Source organism: Candidatus Bathyarchaeota archaeon (genome assembly GCA_026014745.1).
In the GTDB taxonomy this organism is placed as follows: Archaea; Thermoproteota; Bathyarchaeia; order Bathyarchaeales; family Bathycorpusculaceae; genus Bathycorpusculum.
Window position 1 is genome coordinate 863,067 of sequence record JAOZHS010000001.1, and the last position, 20,010, is coordinate 883,076.

The 20,010-nt window shown below is 46.8% G+C and carries 22 protein-coding genes; 14 read left to right on the forward strand and 8 right to left on the reverse strand.

The genetic code is table 11. The features are described from left to right. Positions 1-53 precede the first annotated feature (53 nt). The gene (locus tag NWE92_04675) at positions 54-1,904 is read left to right on the forward strand and encodes a PAS domain S-box protein (GenBank protein MCW4028923.1); all 1,851 of its coding nucleotides are present in this window, start codon (positions 54-56) and stop codon (positions 1,902-1,904) included. Here NWE92_04675 and NWE92_04680 read toward each other — a convergent pair. Beyond that, positions 1,897-2,715: a DUF996 domain-containing protein gene (locus tag NWE92_04680; protein MCW4028924.1), complete on the reverse strand. Its 819-nt coding sequence runs from the start codon at positions 2,713-2,715 to the stop codon at positions 1,897-1,899. The two genes, NWE92_04675 and NWE92_04680, sit on opposite strands and share 8 nt — an antisense overlap. A gap of 52 nt (positions 2,716-2,767) precedes the next feature. Beyond that, positions 2,768-3,778: a hypothetical protein gene (locus NWE92_04685; protein ID MCW4028925.1), complete on the reverse strand. Its 1,011-nt coding sequence runs from the start codon at positions 3,776-3,778 to the stop codon at positions 2,768-2,770. A 184-nt stretch (positions 3,779-3,962) separates the two neighbouring features. Between NWE92_04685 and NWE92_04690 the strand changes: the two genes are divergently transcribed. After that, positions 3,963-5,090: a glycosyltransferase family 2 protein gene (locus tag NWE92_04690; GenBank protein MCW4028926.1), complete on the forward strand. Its 1,128-nt coding sequence runs from the start codon at positions 3,963-3,965 to the stop codon at positions 5,088-5,090. 177 nt (positions 5,091-5,267) lie between these two features. Here NWE92_04690 and NWE92_04695 read toward each other — a convergent pair whose 3' ends face one another. After that, a complete protein-coding gene (locus tag NWE92_04695) occupies positions 5,268-5,678 on the reverse strand; it encodes an HIT family protein (GenBank protein MCW4028927.1) in 411 nt (136 codons plus the stop codon). Between the two features lie 76 nt (positions 5,679-5,754). Between NWE92_04695 and NWE92_04700 the strand changes: the two genes are divergently transcribed. Next, positions 5,755-6,768, forward strand: coding sequence for a hypothetical protein (locus NWE92_04700; protein ID MCW4028928.1), 1,014 nt, complete (start codon positions 5,755-5,757; stop codon positions 6,766-6,768). A gap of 15 nt (positions 6,769-6,783) precedes the next feature. On the opposite strand, the gene NWE92_04705 is transcribed toward NWE92_04700, so the two are convergent. Then, on the reverse strand, positions 6,784-7,641 hold the full coding sequence (locus tag NWE92_04705) for an SPFH domain-containing protein (GenBank protein ID MCW4028929.1): 858 nt from the start codon (positions 7,639-7,641) through the stop codon (positions 6,784-6,786). A 24-nt stretch (positions 7,642-7,665) separates the two neighbouring features. After that, entirely contained in the window at positions 7,666-8,061 is a 396-nt protein-coding gene (locus NWE92_04710; protein ID MCW4028930.1) for a hypothetical protein, read from the reverse strand. 100 nt (positions 8,062-8,161) lie between these two features. On the opposite strand from NWE92_04710, the gene NWE92_04715 reads away from it, so the two are divergent. Next, positions 8,162-8,335, forward strand: a complete 174-nt coding sequence (locus NWE92_04715) for a hypothetical protein (protein ID MCW4028931.1) — start codon at positions 8,162-8,164, stop codon at positions 8,333-8,335. Here NWE92_04715 and NWE92_04720 read toward each other — a convergent pair. Continuing rightward, entirely contained in the window at positions 8,286-9,218 is a 933-nt protein-coding gene (locus NWE92_04720; protein MCW4028932.1) for a trypsin-like peptidase domain-containing protein, read from the reverse strand. The two genes, NWE92_04715 and NWE92_04720, sit on opposite strands and share 50 nt — an antisense overlap. Positions 9,219-9,306: 88 nt before the next feature. After that, positions 9,307-10,359 (reverse strand): phosphate uptake regulator PhoU, encoded by a 1,053-nt coding sequence (locus NWE92_04725; protein ID MCW4028933.1) that lies wholly within the window; start codon positions 10,357-10,359, stop codon positions 9,307-9,309. Positions 10,360-10,492: 133 nt separating this feature from the next. Between NWE92_04725 and pstS the strand changes: the two genes are divergently transcribed. The 8 genes from pstS to NWE92_04765 all read left to right on the forward strand — a co-directional run bounded on the left by pstS (position 10,493) and on the right by NWE92_04765 (position 17,921). Further along, positions 10,493-11,593, forward strand: coding sequence for a phosphate ABC transporter substrate-binding protein PstS (gene pstS, locus NWE92_04730; protein MCW4028934.1), 1,101 nt, complete (start codon positions 10,493-10,495; stop codon positions 11,591-11,593). 76 nt (positions 11,594-11,669) lie between these two features. Beyond that, positions 11,670-12,605, forward strand: coding sequence for a phosphate ABC transporter permease subunit PstC (gene pstC, locus NWE92_04735; protein MCW4028935.1), 936 nt, complete (start codon positions 11,670-11,672; stop codon positions 12,603-12,605). Next, the gene (gene pstA, locus NWE92_04740; protein MCW4028936.1) at positions 12,605-13,483 is read left to right on the forward strand and encodes a phosphate ABC transporter permease PstA; all 879 of its coding nucleotides are present in this window, start codon (positions 12,605-12,607) and stop codon (positions 13,481-13,483) included. Before pstC ends, pstA begins: the two co-directional genes overlap by 1 nt. Before the next feature lie 20 nt (positions 13,484-13,503). After that, complete coding sequence (pstB, locus tag NWE92_04745; GenBank protein ID MCW4028937.1) at positions 13,504-14,250, forward strand: phosphate ABC transporter ATP-binding protein PstB; 747 nt, start codon at positions 13,504-13,506, stop codon at positions 14,248-14,250. Between the two features lie 13 nt (positions 14,251-14,263). Continuing rightward, positions 14,264-14,914, forward strand: a complete 651-nt coding sequence (gene phoU, locus NWE92_04750) for a phosphate signaling complex protein PhoU (protein ID MCW4028938.1) — start codon at positions 14,264-14,266, stop codon at positions 14,912-14,914. Between the two features lie 91 nt (positions 14,915-15,005). Beyond that, the gene (locus NWE92_04755; protein ID MCW4028939.1) at positions 15,006-15,638 is read left to right on the forward strand and encodes a MarR family transcriptional regulator; all 633 of its coding nucleotides are present in this window, start codon (positions 15,006-15,008) and stop codon (positions 15,636-15,638) included. A 147-nt stretch (positions 15,639-15,785) separates the two neighbouring features. Continuing rightward, positions 15,786-16,538: a hypothetical protein gene (locus tag NWE92_04760; GenBank protein ID MCW4028940.1), complete on the forward strand. Its 753-nt coding sequence runs from the start codon at positions 15,786-15,788 to the stop codon at positions 16,536-16,538. Positions 16,539-16,640: 102 nt separating this feature from the next. After that, positions 16,641-17,921, forward strand: a complete 1,281-nt coding sequence (locus NWE92_04765) for a hypothetical protein (GenBank protein ID MCW4028941.1) — start codon at positions 16,641-16,643, stop codon at positions 17,919-17,921. A gap of 326 nt (positions 17,922-18,247) precedes the next feature. Here NWE92_04765 and NWE92_04770 read toward each other — a convergent pair whose 3' ends face one another. Further along, entirely contained in the window at positions 18,248-18,421 is a 174-nt protein-coding gene (locus tag NWE92_04770; GenBank protein ID MCW4028942.1) for a hypothetical protein, read from the reverse strand. 163 nt (positions 18,422-18,584) lie between these two features. On the opposite strand from NWE92_04770, the gene NWE92_04775 reads away from it, so the two are divergent. Together NWE92_04775 and NWE92_04780 are read left to right on the forward strand one after the other, a co-directional pair. Next, complete coding sequence (locus tag NWE92_04775) at positions 18,585-19,241, forward strand: HAD family hydrolase (GenBank protein MCW4028943.1); 657 nt, start codon at positions 18,585-18,587, stop codon at positions 19,239-19,241. A 166-nt stretch (positions 19,242-19,407) separates the two neighbouring features. Continuing rightward, complete coding sequence (locus NWE92_04780; GenBank protein MCW4028944.1) at positions 19,408-19,989, forward strand: hypothetical protein; 582 nt, start codon at positions 19,408-19,410, stop codon at positions 19,987-19,989. Positions 19,990-20,010: the final 21 nt, after the last annotated feature.

Below are 20,010 nucleotides of genomic sequence, written 5' to 3' on the forward strand. Positions count from 1 at the left end.
TGTCTGAAAGCCAAATTTTAAAAGCGGATTATCCAATAGTTATGTAACGATTTATGTGGCAAAATAAAAGTTTGCTTGAAGTTCTTTCTCGCATACAAGACAGTGTGATAGCGCTAGATAACAATTCCATAATCACATATGTTAATCCAGCATTCGCCAGAGTTTTTAATCTGCAAATTGAGCGTGTAGTGGGCAAAAACATCTGCGACCTTTTGCCTCAAGCCAAAGGAACAATCATTTACCAAAATGTAATGGCTGCGATTGCCAAAAAAGAAATGCGCCGATTCGAGTGGCGTGGTGTTTCTGGAACTGCTTATTTAGAAACAACAATTTTTCCCTCGGAGGATGGGGTAACCGTAATCACAAAAGACATTTCCGCGCACAAAAAAGCTTCAGATGCGTTGCAGCAAAGTGAAGAACGCTTCCGGACCATTTTTGAGCAGACGACACTTGGTATTGCAGTTGGCGATATGGAAGGTCGCATTATCGATGTTAACTCAGCGTTGGAGCATATGGTGGGCTTTAGTAAAGAGGAGCTTGTGGGTAAACGGTACTCGGAGGTTTCCAGTTACTGTGACTCTGCGCTTGCGGAATCTTTGGTACAGGAGTTAAAAACGGGGAAAAAAACCCATTTCAGTGTCGAAAGACACTGCAAACGTAAAGACGGCAAAGACATCTGGTTTAACCTCTCAGGAACCATAGTGTCTGATGCCAACAGGGAACCCCAATTTTGTATAGCAACTGTTGAAGACATCACCCAACGCAAATACCAGAGCGACAAACTACAAGATTACACCCGTAGTTTAGAGTTGATAGATGAGGAGCGTGCCAAAAAAATTGAGCAAGCCTCCCAATACACCCGCAGCCTTTTTGAAGCTAGCCTTGACCCCATAGTCACAATTAACCCTGAAGGAAAAATCACGGACGTCAACCACGCTACCGTGCTCGTGACAGGATGTACTCGAAAAGAATTAGTCGGCAGCGACTTCTCTGAATACTTTACTGACCCCCAAAAAGCTCAACGTGGATACAAACGTGTTATTTTGCAGGGTAAAATTCGAGATTTCCCCTTAGCAATGAAACATAAATCTGGCGCAATAACTGAAGTTATGTATAATGCTGCGGTTTTGAAGAATAAGGCAGGTGAAATTCAAGGCGTTTTTGCGGCTGCCCGAGACGTGACAGACCTAAAAAGAGCTGAGGCAGAGGCGCGTGAAACCGCCAAAAAACTCCAAGTTGCGGAACGTTTAGCAGTTATCGGCGCCACCGCAGGCATGGTGGGGCATGACATACGTAACCCTCTTCAAGCAATTGTTAGCGATGTTTACCTTATCAAAATGGATTTAGCTAATATACCCGAAATAGAATCAAAAATTAGCGTACTTGAAAGTTTAAACAGCATTGAAGAAAACATCACCTACATCAACAAAATCGTTGCAGACCTCCAAGACTTCGCCCGTCCCCTTTACCCTGAAAAAACCCGTGTTGATTTGCCCAACCTAATCTGCGGGGTTGTTCAGCCCTTAAAACTTCCCGGCAACATAAATCTAAGACTCAACGCCTCGGAGGTTAGGATTTTGGAGACCGACGAAACCTTCCTGCGACGTGCCCTAACCAACCTAGTTATAAATGCGATTCAGGCTATGCCAGACGGCGGCGACTTAGCCGTCATCACCTCAACCAACGGCAAAACCTGTTTAATTGTCATTGAAGACAGTGGAGTAGGTATTCCTGAGGATGTTAAGCCTAAACTTTTCACGCCAATGGTGACAACTAAATCTAAGGGTCAAGGCTTAGGTTTAGCTGTGGTGAAGCGCCTTGTCGAGGCATTAGACGGCACCGTCACGTTTGAAAGCGTCATGGGCAAAGGCACAAAATTCACCGTTACCCTGCCCATCAAATAGTCGACTGCTGTTTTTGTCCGCAGCGAATGCAGTAGGTAGCGTCGGATGGGTTTTGGGCTCCGCAGTGGCTGCAATAAGAAACCTCCGACGCGGGGTTTAACACCTGCTGGGGTGGTGGTTTGATTCTGAAAAATGCAAAGGCTAACACTACCCAACCCGCTTGCTGAACTAATCCGCCCGGCGCCCCTAATATGGACAACATGCGATAATCTAGGGAGCCAGTTGCGGCGAAAACCGCAAACGTAACACCAATAGCCACAGATAAGACTGATCCAGTCAACAGAATTAAGCCGCCCATCCTGAATAGGGGTACCTCTGATTTTTTAGCTAACAGCCTGAATGCCAAAACCTCCAAAACAACAAGAGCCACCCCGACTACTGCGAAAACAGCTATAATCGGCGTTATGGATGGTAAGATTTGGGACATGATATCGGATTGTGACGGTGGCTGGGAAGGGTCAAAGCTGGGTATTAAGGCTGCTATATTGCTGAACAAGACCATGAACATAACGCCGAGCGCCACTACCGCCGAGATGATGGCGGCGATGATGCCGTAGATAATGTAGCTGAATATGCGGCGCTCTTGATAGTCATTGGAGAAGCCATACATGGCAATCAAAAACAGGATAAACCCGATAAACGCGACGAACCCCGCTACGCCAGAGACAGCAGACAGCCCCAAACTGGTCGATGTTATGCCGCCTGCAGATAAATCTCCATACGAAAACAAAGATATGACGGTGCCGACTGCTCCGACCACTGTGAATGCTGCGCCGACGCCGCCTAACATGCGGTTAGTTTCAACAGGCAAGCCCTAAACCCCACAGCATATATGTCGCGGTTAGGGGATAAATTTTTTGCAGTTACAGCTTGAATTTTTGGTAGCTTACCCGTAGCTTATCCACATCTGTCCGCGAAGGCACCGAAACCAAAATAGACTTGTCAAGGCAGGCACGACCGTACTTTACCGATACTTCCCCCGTTTTAGCGTCGGAATAAGAGGCGGTTAGCTCCGCGGCGGTTTTGATGGCTTGCTTGGTTTTGGGCCCCTGCAGCAACGTGTTAGGTCCCATGTTGGATGCGGCTTCAAAGTAAAAGTCAAGGGGGACTTTATGTGCGATTAAATACTTGTTTTCTTCTTCGTTGCGGCCTACGATGAACTTGTTTTTGCCCACCCTAAAATGCCTGCCAAACCTCAGCAACGCCACATCCGCCGCTGAAACCCGTGTTTTGTGCTCAAAGAGGTCGCCTAGCTTTTTGGCGTATTCCTCACAGGTTAAAAGGCAACCCCCCGCAGGAGACGGATACGTCGTGATGCCGTATTCCTTGGCTAACGCGAATTGGGGTTTGCGGGAACGCCCCGAAATCGCAAGCAGCCTGCTTCGGTCCACCAGCCCCTTCTTTTCCGCCTCGGTCTCCGCCATCAACTTCGCTGAAAGCGGTCTCAGAAGCTTTCCTGTTAGTCCTGCTTTTTGTGCTATGGTTTTTAGGGCGGGTCCATGTTGGCTCATGGGGCGCTCACCCAGAACTTCGCCTGTGAAGAGAAAGTCGGCGCCGACTTCGCGAGCGTATTGTTTGGCTTTTTTTAGGATGAAGATTTTGCAGTCTACGCAGGGGTTGAGGTTTTTGCCATATCCATGTTTAGGGTGCCTCAGCATCCGAATGTAGTCTGATTCGACGTTTTGGATTTTGAGGGGGACGCCGAGTTGTTCTGCGGCTTGTTCGGCTTCGGTTTTGCCGTCTTTTTTGGGGATGCCAAAAGGGGTTTTGACGTTAAACGCAATGACTTCTATGCCTTGACGCCGTATGAGTTCGGTGGCAAGTATGCTGTCAAGTCCGCCTGAAAATAAGCTGATAGCCTTAACCTTAGTCATAGCAAGAGTAGCATCTCTTGCCGTTAAATAATAATTTACCTACCACAAAACGGAAAAAACTCGAAAAATTATCCGAGTCGCCTGCTTTTTCCCGTATTTTGACGTTTCAGAGAGCGCTTGGTCGCTCTTTTTTTAGAATAATTTAAAAAGGCAGTTGTCAATAGCAAACTGTATCTTTCGTTCAATGGGGATGGCAGTGGACACCGACATCAGCATATTCATCCCGGTATTCAGGGAGTCCAGTCAGATAGCAGGGATGCTTGATGAATTGGCAGCCCAAAACGTGTCCAAAGAGATCTTTGTCACCGTAGACCAACCCACTGACGCTTTCCTAGAAGAAATCAAAACCCTTGAGCGCCCCAACGTTCAATTTGTCGTTAACAAGGAACGCGTCGGCAAAGCAAACGCGCTCAACAGTACCGTAAAGTTATCTAGCGGTAAAGTGCTGGTTTTCTTAGACTCCGACGTCAGCATCCCAAACGACCCCGATTACCTGCGAAAAATCGTCATGAAAACCCAAACCGCCGACGTTGTCGACATCAAAAAACGTGTCACTAAAGACAAGTCTTTCCTCTCCAAAATGGCATACTACGAATACTTAACCTTCAACATTAGCTCATGGCTTGCCAGCCGTTATATGCATAAATGTCCAGCTGTCAACGGCGCAGCCTTCGCGATTAAACGTGAAACCTTCGAGAAAGTCCATGGCTTCCGCAAAGTCGTCGCCGAAGACATCGACATCGCTACTCGGGCTTTTCTTGAAGACAGCAGCTTCGCCTATACTCATGATGTGGAAGTCCAAAACGTTGTGCATTCGGATTGGAAGAAATGGTTCACGCAACGTCGAAGGTGGGCTATTGGACAGGCATTGTGGCTTAAAGACTGGTGGCGCGACTTGGTTGGGCGGTTTGTGAAGAAGCCGCAGGTTTTCTTGCCCAGCCTATTTTTCCTCTATCCCTCGGTGGCTGTGTTTATGCTCAGCGCCATGATTCCGAGCCTCTGGATGTATAATGGCTTGCTGGTTTTCTCCCTGTTCCTCTCAGTAAAATTCAACATCGCCCTGCCCATCTTTCTGCTTTCGTTAGCGACGGCAGACATACTAAAAATCCTCTTAATCTCCATGACTGGGTTCGCCATAACCGCCGCGGTTTTCTATGGGTTTTCGCGAAAACTCGGTTTTAGAGAAGTCAAGCTACATGAACTCTTCGTGTATTACTTCTTCTACTCCTCGATATGGATGATAATTATCGTAATTGGGCACATCCAAGTGTTGGCGTTAGGCAAGAAAGCTGGACCCGACTGGAAAACCTAAACCCTTCCGTTTTTTCCATTAACGCGTTTTTAGCACAGTTTTTCAACATACTATTAACGCTAAAAACAGTCAATAGGACCTACCCCTCTTAGGGAATAGACCCCTCCTCTATCGTTTCTGCATGGATTGGCTATTAGGATCCAAATAGGCTACAAATAGGGTTGCCCAGACCCTTGTTTATAGTAGGTTTTTTCGGATTTTTTGTGCGTCAGCATCTAAAAGTTCCGAACTACGGTTTCCGTCGCTATGACGGTACATGTCGCCTTCATTCATGGGGATGATGTGCAGGTGGATGTGGAACACGACTTGTCCTGCGGTTTCGCCGTTGTTTTGCACAATGCGGATGCCTGTGGTTTGGGTGGCGTCGCGGACGGCGTGGGTTAAGCGTTTGGTTATTTTGAAGAGGTAAGCAGCTTCTTCTTCGGGGATTTCGTAGAGGTCTGCGTAGTGTTTTTTGGGAACCACCAACGTGTGCCCCAAGGTTATGGGGCGATGGCTCAGAAACGCGATGACTTGGTCGTCTTCGTAGACTATGCTTGAGGGTGCTTGTTTGTTTATGATGCGGCAGAACACGCAGTTTTGTGACATAAAACATACCTTTCAAAGGTTTGTTGGTTGGATAGCACTTTAATACCATTTTCAGGTCAATATCTTTTATGGAAACTTGGTTGATGACGTCGGCAGTTTTCCTTTGCCAAATCAGATTAAACGTGAGGTTTACGCCAAAGCCTACGAAGCCGCCCGAAACGCCATACGTAACCACCAAGCCCCCGAAGACGACGAGTTTATTCGACAAAACTTCTACGATGTGGTGGTGGAGGCTTTTAAGAAAAAACTCGACACGGGTCTTGACGTTGTCAATTTTCCGTCGATATTTAGCGGTCTTCGACAAGTCGGAGACGCCATACGCGCAGCCATGGAAAACGGCTCCTTTCTCGTAAACAAAAACGAAGCATTTCTCCCCGAAATATACCCAATAGCTCAAGAAGCCAAACGCTTAAGCGAGGAATACGGCAAAAAAATCCTGCTCCGCGTCTGCATGTTTGGTCCCATTGAGCAGTACCTCAACATAGTCGGTGCAACCCCCTACCCCGACGTGTTAGATGGGTTCACACAAACCATCAACCGCTTCGCAAAAAACAGTATCTTAAACAACAAATACATCGAAACAGCGGTGGTTTCGATTGATGAACCCAGTTATGGGCATAGCAGCTTCCAAGGTTCATCCGAGTTGATTCGGGAGACCTTTGAGAAAGCCTACGCTTTTGAGGGGACAACTAAGCAGCTTCATCTGCATTTTGCGTCAGGAATTTATGACTTGTTGCCCGTTCAAGGTATTGATGTGTTGTCTTTTGAGTATGGGGCTTCACCCAAAAACATAGACTCCGTCTCTAAGAGTATGCTTCAAAAGGCCGACAAACGCATCCGCGTAGGCATCACTCGAACGGATATTGATAGTCTCTGGGCGGAACAATACGAAAAAGGCATAACCAACCCATCTGCCCAAGACCTAGTTGACTCCTTAGCCGTCATTCAGAAGCGGTATCGGTTTGCCAAAGAAAAATATGGGGAACTATTGGAGTTCACGGGTCCTGACTGCGGGTTAGGCAGTTGGCCCAGTCAAGACACCGCAGCTTATCTGCTGAAAAGCACCGTGGAAGCGGTAAAAACCGCTTAACCTACGGGCGCTTGGCTATGGTTGTGGCCGTTTAGCATTTGGTTTCTGTGGGGGTTTATGTTCGGGGTTGCCTGTGGGGATTTCTTTTAAGCCATAAGTGCCCACGGGTGGCCAACCAGCTTCAGGCATATTTGCCGGCACCAGCATGATGGTGTTTGTGCCCGCTTGTTGCCCCAACTCGTAGAGGATGTTCATCCATCTGAGCCGTAACCCTTCAGCGCTGTTCTCATACATTTTTGCAGCTTCAATCATTTTCTGTGCAGCTTCAAACTCGGCAGTGGCTAAGGTGACACGTGCGATGCGTTCCCGTTCAGCTTGGGCTTGGCGGCTCATGGCGTCTTGGAGGTTACCTGGGATGATGACGTCTCGGACTTCCACGGCGGTGGCTTTGATGCCCCAGGCTTCGGTTTTTTCGTCGATGATTTCGCGGAGGTGAGCGCCGACTTTTTCACGTTCAGCGAGCAAGTCATTGAGGCTGACTTTGCCGATGACTTCTCGTAACGTGGTCTGAGCGGCAAGTTGGGTGGCTTGGTAGTAGTTTTCGACTTGCAGCACTGCTTTTTCAAGGTCAACGGGTTTCATGTAGAGCACGGAGTCCACGTTGACGGGGACGTTGTCTTTGGTAAGTGTGGATTCGGTGCGGAACTGGATGGTGTCGAGGCGTGTGGAGATGCGGACGGGGGAGCGGTCAATTAAGGGCAACAGGTAACATATGCCGGGACCTCTTAAACCGACGTAACGACCGAGGCGAAGCACGGGCATACGTTCCCATTCTTTTAGAACCCGAATACCGCTTAAGAAGAAAATCGCGACTAAGATAGCTAAAAAACCCAATGTGATGACTAAAATGTCAACCATATCTCTTCCCTTCACTCCACCGTATCGGCTGTTGTGAAGTTAAGCTTTTTGCATAGTCGGCTGCACCACTAAAAACATACCATCCATATCGACAACTTGGACGGTTTGGCCGCTTAGGATTTCGCCGTTTCGACTGGTGGCTTGCCAGAATTCGCCTTCAACGCGGATTTCGCCTTTAGGCGTTAAGGGTGTGGTGACGACGCCTACTGCGCCTATTAGGGCTTCTTTGCCTGTTTTGATTTTTTTGTATTGCGCTTTGACGCCTTTGTAGAAGAGCCAAGTGAGTATGGCTGCGGCAACAAGGAGAACAATGGAGAGGGCGGCTTCGATTTGTACCGCTAACCCATAGTAAGCTATGCCGCTACAGGCAAAAACAATCATGATTGCTCCAATAACCATCAGTACCCCTGCAAGAAAAGCCAACCATGCCTGCATTTTTAGACCTCACAATTGAGTAAGCGGAATCTGCTTATAAGTTATTTTAAACATCACAAAAAAATAAAAAAGAAAAGACGCTTAGTTCCAGCGTTCATCAATGACCAGCCGCATTGACGGGTCTGATTGCGGAACTAAACCCAGCTGCGGCATCGGCGATGGACGTCGACGCAGCGGCGGCGCAGGAATCGGAGACGGCGGGTCAATTTCTAAGGGGGCTCGGTTCAGTCTTGTTCGCCTCCTTGGACAGTGGGGATTATGGTTGTTTCGATGAGGGTTTCTCTGCGGATAATGGTAACGGGGGTTTCTTTGCCGATTACGTCTTCGCTAAGCAATCTGGGCAAATCGTAGAAGTCATTTACGGGTTTACCGTTAAACTTCACCAAAACATCGCCCATCGCTAAGCCCGCTTTGCGTGCGGGGGAACCATGTTCGACGCTAAAGATCATAACGCCTGTTTCTTGTTCTAGCCCTGCTTGTTCAGCGATTTCTTGCGGGATGGCAACAGTATTGGCAACTATTCCTAAGTAGCCGCGTTCTGCAGTGCGTCCAGTCATAAGGCGGTCAGTGATACCTCGGACCTTGTTTGCGGGTATTGCGATGCCTCTTTGCCACACATACGCCGTGTTAATCCCGATGAGTCGGCCCTGCACGTCGACAAGTGGTCCACCGCTAAACCCAGGGTTTAGTTGGGCATCGGTGGCGATGACGTTATCCATCGCGGTTGCGCCCCTCCACCCTCGGATGGTGCTGTTCACGCCAGTAACCATGCCGGATGTGGCAGTGGGCTGGTTTTTGTTAAACGGGTTAGCCAATGCCAAAACATATTGGCCAACACTGATTTTTTCGCTGTCCCCCATTTCTATTGGGGTAAATTCCCCTCTCTCCGCCTTAAGTAAGGCAACATCATTGTATGGGTCGGTGCCCACGATTTTTGCGTTGAATGTTTTTTCTCCTTGCCCAATTTTGACGGCGCTGCATCCGGCAAGGACATGATTGCAGGTGACTATGTAGCCGTCTTTGGTTAAGACTACGCCTGTGCCCCGTGACATTTGGGCTTTAACTGCGACAACGGATTGCGAGGTTTTTTTGATAAGTAAGCTGGTGGCGTCTGAGAGTGATTTTAAGACTTCTAGCGGATTGGATAGTTGACTCATGTTTTCACCGCAAAAGGATATGGTAAAATAGTATTTGTTGACTGAGGAAACCTAAAACTCAGTCACAAACAAAAAATGAGAGACGGGCTTAGCCCAAAACGTTTTCTACGTTGAGGTTAAGCACCACTTCAGAGATGTCGCTGGCGTACTCCGCGGTGCGACGCACACTCTCAATGATTAATCTCAAGCTTACGACTTCTTCAATCTTGGCGGTTTGTGAAGACAAAACAGCTTCCTTTTCCAGCCGATGCACGGTACCTAATTTTTCTATGACGCTTTCAGCTAAATTGAAGTCATGTTTGAAGAGGGCTTCCATGGCGTTTTCAAACATCGAGTTAGCTAAGCTGCTGAGCTGGTCAATTTTCGTAAGCAACTCTTCACTGACGGGTTCTTTAAGCAGCAAGGTGTCCTCAGCGATTTTGGTGGCGTGGTCAGCTGAGCGTTCCACTGATTTAGCGATGAGACGGTACCCTAAACATTCTTTTTGATTCGTTAACCCGATTTCTTTAACGATGCGTTGGTTGGTTACGGCTAGTTTGAGTAAACGCACGATGTAGAGGCCGAAGCGGTTAACTTCGCGGTCGGTTTCTATGACGGCTTTAGCGCTTTGGTAGTCGAGTTTTCGGAGCGCTGCCATGGCTTCTTTATGCATGGATGACGCGATGATGGACATGCGACTTAACGCGTTCTGTACAGTTAGTTCAGGGTAGTTGAGCAGAACTTGGAGAGTTAAGTCAGTTGGGGTGTCGATTACTATTTCGGTGCCGACGAGGTAGTGTCGGGCAAAAGTTTTGAGGTGATTGCGGACTTTGGATGAGAGAAGTTTTTGGCCCGCTGCACGGACGTGCAGGACGTTGTAGCCGTTTAGGTAGGCGGATATGGCGGTTCGCATGATGGCGTCGGGGTTATCGTTTTGATTGGTTTTGATGAAGGCTTCATCTTGTTTTTCTTTTTTGGGAAAGGTGGAGGGTGCTATGGAAAGGGAACCGTCTTCTTCTTCGCGGACTATCATGGAGCTGCCGCGTTTTAGTTCGTTTTTGGTTGCCCATTCTTTGGGTAGAGATAAGATGAAGGTTGAGCCGCCTGTTACCTGGAGTTTTCTTTGTTCTTCGTATACTTTTTCTGCTTCTTGGGAGGTCACAAGTGTAGACTCCACTATAGCCATATTGTGGTTGCTTATTATATATGATATATCTATATAGTCTATGGGTTTTACTTAGGTTCAATATATATAACGTGTTCCTCAATAAACTCTCCTCGAGGAAAACGAGAACATGAAAACTTCATATTTAGTTGCATTAATTGCAATAGTTATCATAATAGGTGCAGTAGTAGCATACACCTACTTGGCCACCCCCTCAACGGATTCTTCTGTATTCATCAACGCTTCCGGCGCTACATTTCCCCAGCCTTTTCTTAACGCCACCATAACAGCTTACTCCGCCGCACATTCCAACGTTCAAATTAACTATCAAGGCGGAGGAAGCGGAAAAGGCGTAACCGACTTCACAAACAAAATCGTTGACTTCGCCTGCTCAGACGCAGCCCTCACTGATTCTCAACGTGCAGCAGCTACAGATGCCCTTCATATCCCTGAAAGCATCGGCGCAATTACTGTTGGCTATAACCTACCCGGAGTTGATTCTGGCTTAAAATTAAGTGGTAGTGTTCTTGCCGACATCTTTTTGGGAGAAATAACAAAATGGAACGACCCAGCAATCGTGGCTCTTAACCCCGATTTAACGCTACCTGACCATTCGATAGCTGTTGTCCACCGCTCAGATGGTTCCGGAACAACCAACTGGTTCACCCGGTACCTCTCACTGGTAAGCCCCACTTGGGCATCACAAGTCGGCGCTAACACCACTGTCCAATGGCCTATAGGAACAGGTCAAAGCGGAAACTCAGCAGTTGCAGGCACAGTCACATCAACAGAGTACTCCATCGGATACATCGAATTAGCTTATGCCCTCCAAAACGACGTTACCGTTGCAGCTCTACAGAACCCCGCAGGAAACTTCGTTTTACCCAGTCTTGAATCTACAACCGCGGCAGCCGCATCTCTTCCATCAAGCGGATTGCCCTCAGGCAGTGAAAGCTGGTCTAACGTAGTAATCCTCAACGCTCCCGGCGAACAAGCATACCCCATCGTTAACCCAACCTTCATGTTAGTCTACAAAGACCTCGGCGTGGTTTCAGGAATGACCATGGAGAAAGCAACTGCAGTGGTTCAATACATCTGGTACGTTGTTCATGACGGTCAGCAATACGCTTCAGGCTTATCATACGCGGCGCTTCCAGCGAACTTGGTACAAATCGACGAAGCAACACTAAACAGCATAACCTTCAACGGCCAAACCATTCCAACCCACTAAAATATCATGAGGTTCGATTAACCTTATCCCAAACCTTTTTTTTCTCTAGTGTTTACAAGATTCAGGCAGATTCCGCATGAAAGTCAAGCTGACAGGCGATAACATATTCAAGGTCTTAGCGATGGTCATCGCCGCCTCGGCATTTGTTATCCTACTAATCAACGCTTATATCCTCATCACTGGATCCTCGCTTGCCTTAGGCACCTTCCGATTTAGTTTCCTGACAGGAACCAGCTGGAACCATGTCACCCAAGACTACGGCGTTCTTCCCTACATCTTAGGCACTCTTATCACCTCAGGCATCGCCCTGCTCATCGGGGTGCCCCTAAGCATAGGAATAGCCATATTCCTCGTGGAAATGGCCCCCAAATTCATCAAAGTCCCCTTATCATACATCGTAGAATTACTTGCAGCGGTGCCCAGCGTTATCTTTGGCCTTTGGGGCTTGTTTGTCCTCCGCTTCTTTGTACTCAACTATATTGAAACTCCGCTCAATACTTACCTCGGTTGGATACCGATTTTCAGCGGTACCCCCTTCGGTTTAGACTTCTTCACCGCAGGCATCATTTTGGCCATCATGATTATCCCAACAGTTGCTTCTGTTACACGCGAAGTCATTTCTGCCGTGCCCAACTCTATTCGTGAAGGCGCTTACAGTATCGGCGCAACTAAATGGGAAGTTATCCGCCACTGGGTCCTTAGTTATGGGCGCTCTGGCATCTTTGGCGCAGTCATTCTTGGTCTGGGGCGAGCAGTCGGGGAAACTATGGCAGTAACCATGGTGATCGGAAATGCTGTCGGTCCCGCCGCCATGCCTACGTCACTTTTCCAGCCTGGTCAAACTTTGCCTTCATTAATCGCTAACGGCTTTTTTGATTCACAATCGCCGCTTGAAGGCTCCTCATACATTGCGGCTGGGGTAGTTTTGCTTGCTATCAGCTTAATCATCAATGTTATAGCTCATGTGATGGTTACTCGGGTACTGAAAATCAAAGGAGGGGCAGTAGAGTAATGCTGGATAAGTTGCTTGCGCGGCTTAAACTTGACAATTATCATTTCCGCAAATTCAAAAACAAACTATTCTATGTGCTCTGTCTAATCTGCGTTATAATCGCTATTATCCCTCTTTTGAGCATACTCTTTGAGGTCATAGTGCGGGGTGCTCCAGTCATCAACTGGCAGTTCTTAACTGCAAACGGTCAACAAGGCGGCATAGGCCCCGCCATACAAGGCACCCTTATCCTCGTAGCTTTAACCAGCGTCATAGGCATCCCGCTTGGCGTTTTATCTGGCGTTTATCTCTCTGAATTCGGCGGCAACAAGAAGTATGCGTCTTGGATGCGAACAGCCAACGACATCCTAACAGAGTTCCCCTCCATCATTGTGGGCATAACCGCTTACAGCCTAATAGTCGTCGGCTTAATCCACATGGGCTTTTCCCCCCTAGCGGGTGCCGTAGCCCTATCCTTTATGTTAATCCCCATCGTTGCACGAACTACTGAAGAATCGCTCAAACTTGTACCTACCAGCGTTAGAGAAGCCTCCATGGCGCTGGGTGTTCATCGATGGCGAACCATCTTAAGCGTAGTGTTGCCCTCTGCTAAAGATGGCTTAATCACTGGCACTCTGCTCGCTATAGCAAGAATCGCAGGCGAAACCGCACCCATCTTGTTAACGATTTTGGGCAGCAGCTTCTTCTTCCAAGGACTCAACGCGCCCATGGATGCGTTACCGTTAAGAATATTCCTTGACTCACGGCTGCCCTCTCAGGCGGATCAAGCACAAGCGTGGGGTGCCGCGTTAGTGTTGATTTTAATAGTCTTAGCCTTAAACATAGGTGTACGCTTAGTGAGTCGAGGTCGTTTCGGAAAAATTTCAATATCAAGGTGACCAGATTGGATAACGTAAAAATGCAAAGCATAAACCTCAATGCATGGTTTGGCACAAAACAAGCCCTAAAAGACATAAACTTGTCAATTAAATCAAACGCTGTCACTGCCATCATTGGACCCTCTGGCTGCGGCAAATCCACCTTCATCCGCACCCTGAATCGAATGCATGAATTGGTTCCTGGCGCTAAAGTCTCTGGGCAAGTTACTCTAGATGATGAAAACATCTATGGTTCTGAAGTTGACCCCGTCATGATTAGACGCCGCGTTGGTATGGTTTTTCAGAAACCCAACCCCTTCCCCACGATGACAATATATGACAATGTCGCTGCGGGACTCAGACTTACAGGTGCATCTAAAGGCAAAGACCTTGACGCGATTGTTAAAAAAAGTCTGGAGCAGGCCACGCTTTGGGAAGAAGTCAAAGACGACCTAAAGAAACCAGGCACAGGCATCTCGGGTGGTCAGCAGCAGCGTCTCTGTATTGCTCGCGCTATTGCGTTGGCGCCTGAAGTTATATTGATGGATGAACCCACCTCCGCGCTAGACCCCATTGCTTCAGCCAAGATTGAACGCTTGGTAGTGGAGTTAAAACGCAACTATACCGTAGCCATCGTGACCCACAACATGCAGCAGGCTTCCCGAGTTTCCGATTACACCGCATTCATGTATCTGGGTTCGCTCATTGAATATGGCGAAACAAAAGACATTTTTGAGTCACCTAAAAATTCATTAACCGAGAAGTATATAACTGGGGAATTCGGTTAAGCGAGAGAACGTTATGAACAGAATAATTGACCGCGGTTTAGAGCAGCAATCCGTGCTACTGATACGAATGGGCGAATTAACCTATGAAACCCTGAGCTTATCAATACACGGCTACCTTGAAGGTCGAAGCGTACAAACCCAAGTCCGCGAAATGAGCAACCTACTGGTATCAATGGCAAACAAAGTCGAAGACGAAACCTTCGAATTAATCAGCCGCTACCAACCCGTCGCTTCGGATTTGCGGTCAATTAAATCCTACATGAAAATCGGCAACGACTTCGCCCGATACGGACGATACGCCCTAGACATATCCGCCATTAACGAGAAAGTCAATGGGCTAAAAGAATGTGAAACTTGGATTAAGGATTACCTTTCCGAGATGAGCCAAAAAGTTCTCTCCATGGTTAAAGTCAGCATTGAAGCCCTCAAAAAATTCGACATAAACCTCGCCAAAACAATCGCGGAAACCGAGCGACAAGTTGACAAAATGTACCTTGAGTACATTGACCGCCTAATCAGCGTGGAGCAAGCGCAAGCCAACAGTCGCTGCATCGTTTCCAGCGCTCTTATCACTCGATATTTGGAACGCATCGCTGACCATGCAGTTTACGTCTGTGAATCAATCGTCTACATTGTGACGGGCGAAAAGATAACTTTAAGCTAAACAGAGCAGTTTTTCTTCTCTGTATCTTTTTCGTATTTTCCTGCACTTTTTAGAGTAACCTTCAAAAGCAACATTTCAGCAATGCATCTTAATGATTCCAGTTCTAAATGTTAATTGGCAAAGCCCACCAACCGATTGCAGCCTTAGCGAACGCGACGCGGACGTTTTGGCGCTAATCGAAACTGAAGGCTTAGCCACCTTCACCTTCGATGGGTTGAAGCGTAGAACTGGACTGCACCCCGAAACGCTCTCACGTATCCTTAGCCGCCTCGAACAAGAAGGCATCATAAAAAAGGAACCCGACGGCTACCGCGTAACCCCAAAAATCACCCAACTCAAACTCCATACCCCACGTCACGAAACCCCAACTGCACCACTTATCCAGACGTTTCTGCCTTCCGATTTGATGACGCAACAGTTGATTTTGAGTTTGAGAGGCAAATGGTTTGGGCTGCTCCGTTGGTTGGGGGTTTCTGAGAATCAGCAGGGCGTCACGCTAAAGTGGATAACTGAGGACGGTGCCATTCAGATTTCTGCTTGCATACAGGGTTCTGCCCTAAACATTGACGCCAAATTCTTAACCAGCAGCGATTTGAACTTGGCGCTTAAAGCTTCTTATCAGTTGATGTCGCTTATTGGCAAATTCTGTAACTCGTCGCAGGCTGCACGGCCAGTTTTGGCTCGCAATGTGGGTTACTACGGCGAATTCAATATGCCTGCCTAATTGCTTGCCAGTCGCGTTGCGGTGGCGGCGGTGAATTGTTTTTAGCTATGACTTCAATACCCTTGATTTTCTCTAAGAAGCGTAAGTCTAAAACTGCTTAGGCAGGAATGTAAAACCTCATAAGGTAACAGCGACCAAAGGTAACTGATGAATTTGAGGAAGAGACTGTTTCTCTATGCTTCCCCTCTGGTGTTATCATTACTGCTTATGCTACAGGTTGTTGCTGAAGCCAATCCGATGATTTTTCCAACTCATACAGCTCCTCCAGACAATGCGGTTCTTTCAGTTAAATTGTTAAGCCCAAAAGAAAATGCAACATACACCAATGGGACAATCAACGTTTGTTTCACCAAAGAAATTAACAGCCTTCCCGGAATCTCCACATCTGTCCATCTCATAAGCTCCTATCAGGGAGATTGGATGAATAGCAGCAAATGGTGTCCCTTTCCACCTGGAGCCGATGCTGGGCATTGGAACAGTTTTCAGGTCCTACAGCATAACTTCACACTCACCCAAATACCCGTCGGGTGGCATACACTGAAAATAGATTCACAAGGACAAGGTAGCTATTATTTAAACGAAACCGAGTATGTTTTTGATCTGCAAAAGAAAATAGTTATCTCTTTTTTTATAGACTCATCACCAGTTAATAGAAGTCAAACAGTGAATCAAATTCCAAATGCGACTCCAATAGTTCCAGAGGTCTCCGCCTCAACTACGTCCACTTCAAGCCAAAGCAAGCCTACTCTTAACACAGGCTCTATAGCCCCAAGTTCAATCAATTCATTATTGATAGCTGTAATAGCTATTCTAGTAATTGCGGTAATGACAATATTGTTGTATGTATTCAGAAGAAGAGAAACGCTAACAAGTAAAGAGTTTTCTCTAACTTCAGAGTAATGTAAAACCTCATAAAGTAACAGCAACCAATAGCCAATCGGTAACATATGAAAGGGCAAAAGGGGCGGTGTCGGTTCCTACTTCCAGAGGTTGTTGCTAACTATGGATAAAAATAAGTCATTTGCCCTAATCTTGTCACTCTTGGTTCTTTCTGCCTCTGCAAGTACAGTGCGGGCAGTTGAAGTAGTCAAAAGAGTTCCTATTCATTGCGTACCAGTGATGGTGTATGATTCCTATAAAGGCGCAATTTGGGTCGCCCCTGACTACTTCACTGGATATTGGGGCGTTGAGGGTAATCTGCCATCTTACTCACCAACTAACACCGTTGTTGCAATATCAGACAACGACAGTTCAGTGCTTGCAAATTTCACATTTGCTCTTGACCCACATCCAGTGGCATATGATTCTACACTACACGAAGTCTACGTTGTCGTTGAAAATACAGTGTCGGTAATATCTGATGAAAGCAACTCGGTTATAGCAACCATCGAGCCCAACACAAGCATTATTGATGGCCCTTCTAGGTGGGTCTATGACTCCGGCAAAGGAGAAATGTTTACTATCACCCACAACCAAACCTACAACTATACTTCTGGGTATACTAACTATACTAATGGAGTTACAGTAATCTCATGTATTACCAAACAAGTTGTGGCAACTATTCCTTTAGGAGACTATCCCGCCCATCCCGCGCCACAAGGCTTAACCTACGATTCAGAGAAAGGAGAGATATATGTTAGCTACGTGAGCTATGTTGAGCAGTCTGAAAATTACGTTTCCGTCATATCAGACTCCAACAACTCTGTTATTGCAACCATACCTTTAGGCAACATTACACGTCATGTTGGGTCTGGAGCCTACGATTCAGCAACAGGCGAAATATATCTGCCCATGGACAATAATACCGTTCTTGTCATATCCGATAAGACGCATACGGTGACTGATACTATTGAGATACCACGCCCCAAAGAACATGTTGGTCCATTTGACATTGTCTATGACCCGGTAAAGAGCGTAATATTTGCAGCTTTCCCAGATGGAGCGTTCATTATATCGACTAGAACAAAAAGTGTTATTGAAACCTCCCCAATAGGCAGTGTAGAATCGATTGTTTATGATTCAGGACAGAACCTAATAGTTTTTATGTATTTCGATGGTATCGATTTTATTTCTCTTGCCTCTTTACCCGACCCTCCGCCGACACCTACTCCTACACCTACCGCTACGCCGACGCCAAGTCTTCAAAACCCCGTTTTTCTAGATTTAGACTGGGTGCAAATAGCCATCTTAGTGGCGATGGGTATAATCGCGGTGGCTGCCGGTGTGGCTGCGTTTCGGTTTCTAAGAAAAGACACGGCGCAAAAGCAAACCGAGCAAGAATGAAAGTTTCAGCCTTGCCGTTGCTGCTGTGGTGTTGGTCTTGTGGAGAAAAAACCAATCCATACATACTTCCACATGCACACCGCTGCGATTTCAACATAGCGGCATGTTAGGCGTGTGGGTGAATCTGGTTATGCCACGTCCAAATAGACGCAGAGCGACGTTGCAAACCCAAAAAGCAACCCAAACCAACAACCATCATGTGGCATCCTGTAAACCGCCAAACCCACACAAAGAGACAAAAGAAAAATTTGATCTATTGTTTAACAAAAATCGAGGTACGCTTTTTGGGCGTACCTTTCAGTGTACCTATTTAGGTTTCTGCTTGGTTACTGTATTGCTGGAATTAGACAGAACATTTCTGGGTTCTGGGGGACACTGTCGGAGTCTATTAGGTGTGCGGTTCCGTCGGGGCAGTAGACTTTGTCGCCGTGGCGGGTTCTTTGGTACCGTTTGCTGCATGGTTTTAGGTTTGAGCAGCCATCACAATCTCTTGAGAGCATTCTTTTTTTCACCTTCCATTTTCAGGTTATGATGGGCTTCGGCGACCTATAGAGGTAACCTCCATAATATATATAGAAAATATAGTTGGGGCTATTGCGGGAAAACCAGAAAAAACCTCAGAAACCTTTAAACCCCAAAAAACAATCAAAAAACAAACATACCATGAGCATCAACAAACTAAAAGCCAAAGCTATCTTTCTAGACTTAGACGGCACACTTGTAGACTCCACCGACGCCTACATAGAGGCCGCCAGAATAGCCTTCCACGCCATCGGACAAACCCCCCCAAAACCTTCCGTCGCCCTAGAAATTCCCCGTCGACTAGAAAAAGGAATATCCCTAAACGACATAACCAACGGCGAAACTAAACGGCTCTTACCCATATACTTTGACGCCTTCTACTCTGTAAGCGAAGCTAAAGCCCGTCTTATGCCAAACGTTATCTCCACTTTAGAGGCGCTTTCTAGCCGTGCAAAGCTAGCCGTAATAACGATGCGGTTTGTTCCTAACCAGGTGGTACAAAAAGAACTCGACTACTTTGGAATCTCCAAATACTTTAGCTATGTCATGACTGCCCTGGACACCGCCAAACCCAAACCCTCCCCAGACGCATTAATCCACTGTGTCGAAGCTTTGGATATTGAGATGCGCGACGTCTTAATGGCAGGAGATTCAGTAAGCGACATACGCGCTGGAAAGGCAGCAGGTGCAAAAACGGTTGCTTTCCTCTCCGGGCTATACGGCCGCGAAGAATTGGCTTTAGAAGACCCCGATTTGATATTACCCAACGTAAATGCCCTTCCCCAACACATTGAGTAGAATTTTTTAATATATCAATTTGTGAAATATCTGCTATAAAGCTGATTTCTGAACTAATAAGATATCAAAAAATAGGTTTAATTAAAACCTAGGACTTTAACAATAAACGGAGAGGGCTTCAGCGGGAATCAACATGAACTTTGTTGAAATTATGATAGGGGAGAAATTGAAAGACGCGGAACCGGCCCTAGACATTTCGGGGTCTGACCGCAAAGTACTACAAGTGGCTTGTCAGGACTTCACCAACTACCTCAAATTTCATTGGAACCTAATCGGAGCCGAAGCAAGCCAATGCACCTTGGTTGAACGTTTAGAACATCTTTTCCGAGACAACCCAGAGGAACTTGACGAGTACCTCACTGTCTGGACTGGCATATGGTTCAAGAAATGGAAGGAACGCGTAAAACTACTCATCGGCGACCAAAGCGCTAACAAATGGAACAAAATGACCAAAGCCATCAGCAGCGCAGAACCACTCTGGCAAAAAATCGAGAACAAACAAGAACTTCAAGAAATCGTCGTTGCCACACTTATCAAAAACGGCGAAATCTGCGGCACCGAAATCTTAGCCGAGAACCTCCTTAAAATGGAACTTGGAGAAAAACGCAACCAATTCCTCACAGACAAAGAACGCATCTTCAGCACAGTCAACAATACCTTGCACAGGGCACGTGAGATGGCGCAGAGCCGCGGTCCCTTGATTTTCGTCAAGGTTGACAAAGGCTACTACAACACCTCAAACGACTAACCCTGTCCTTTCTTTTTATTT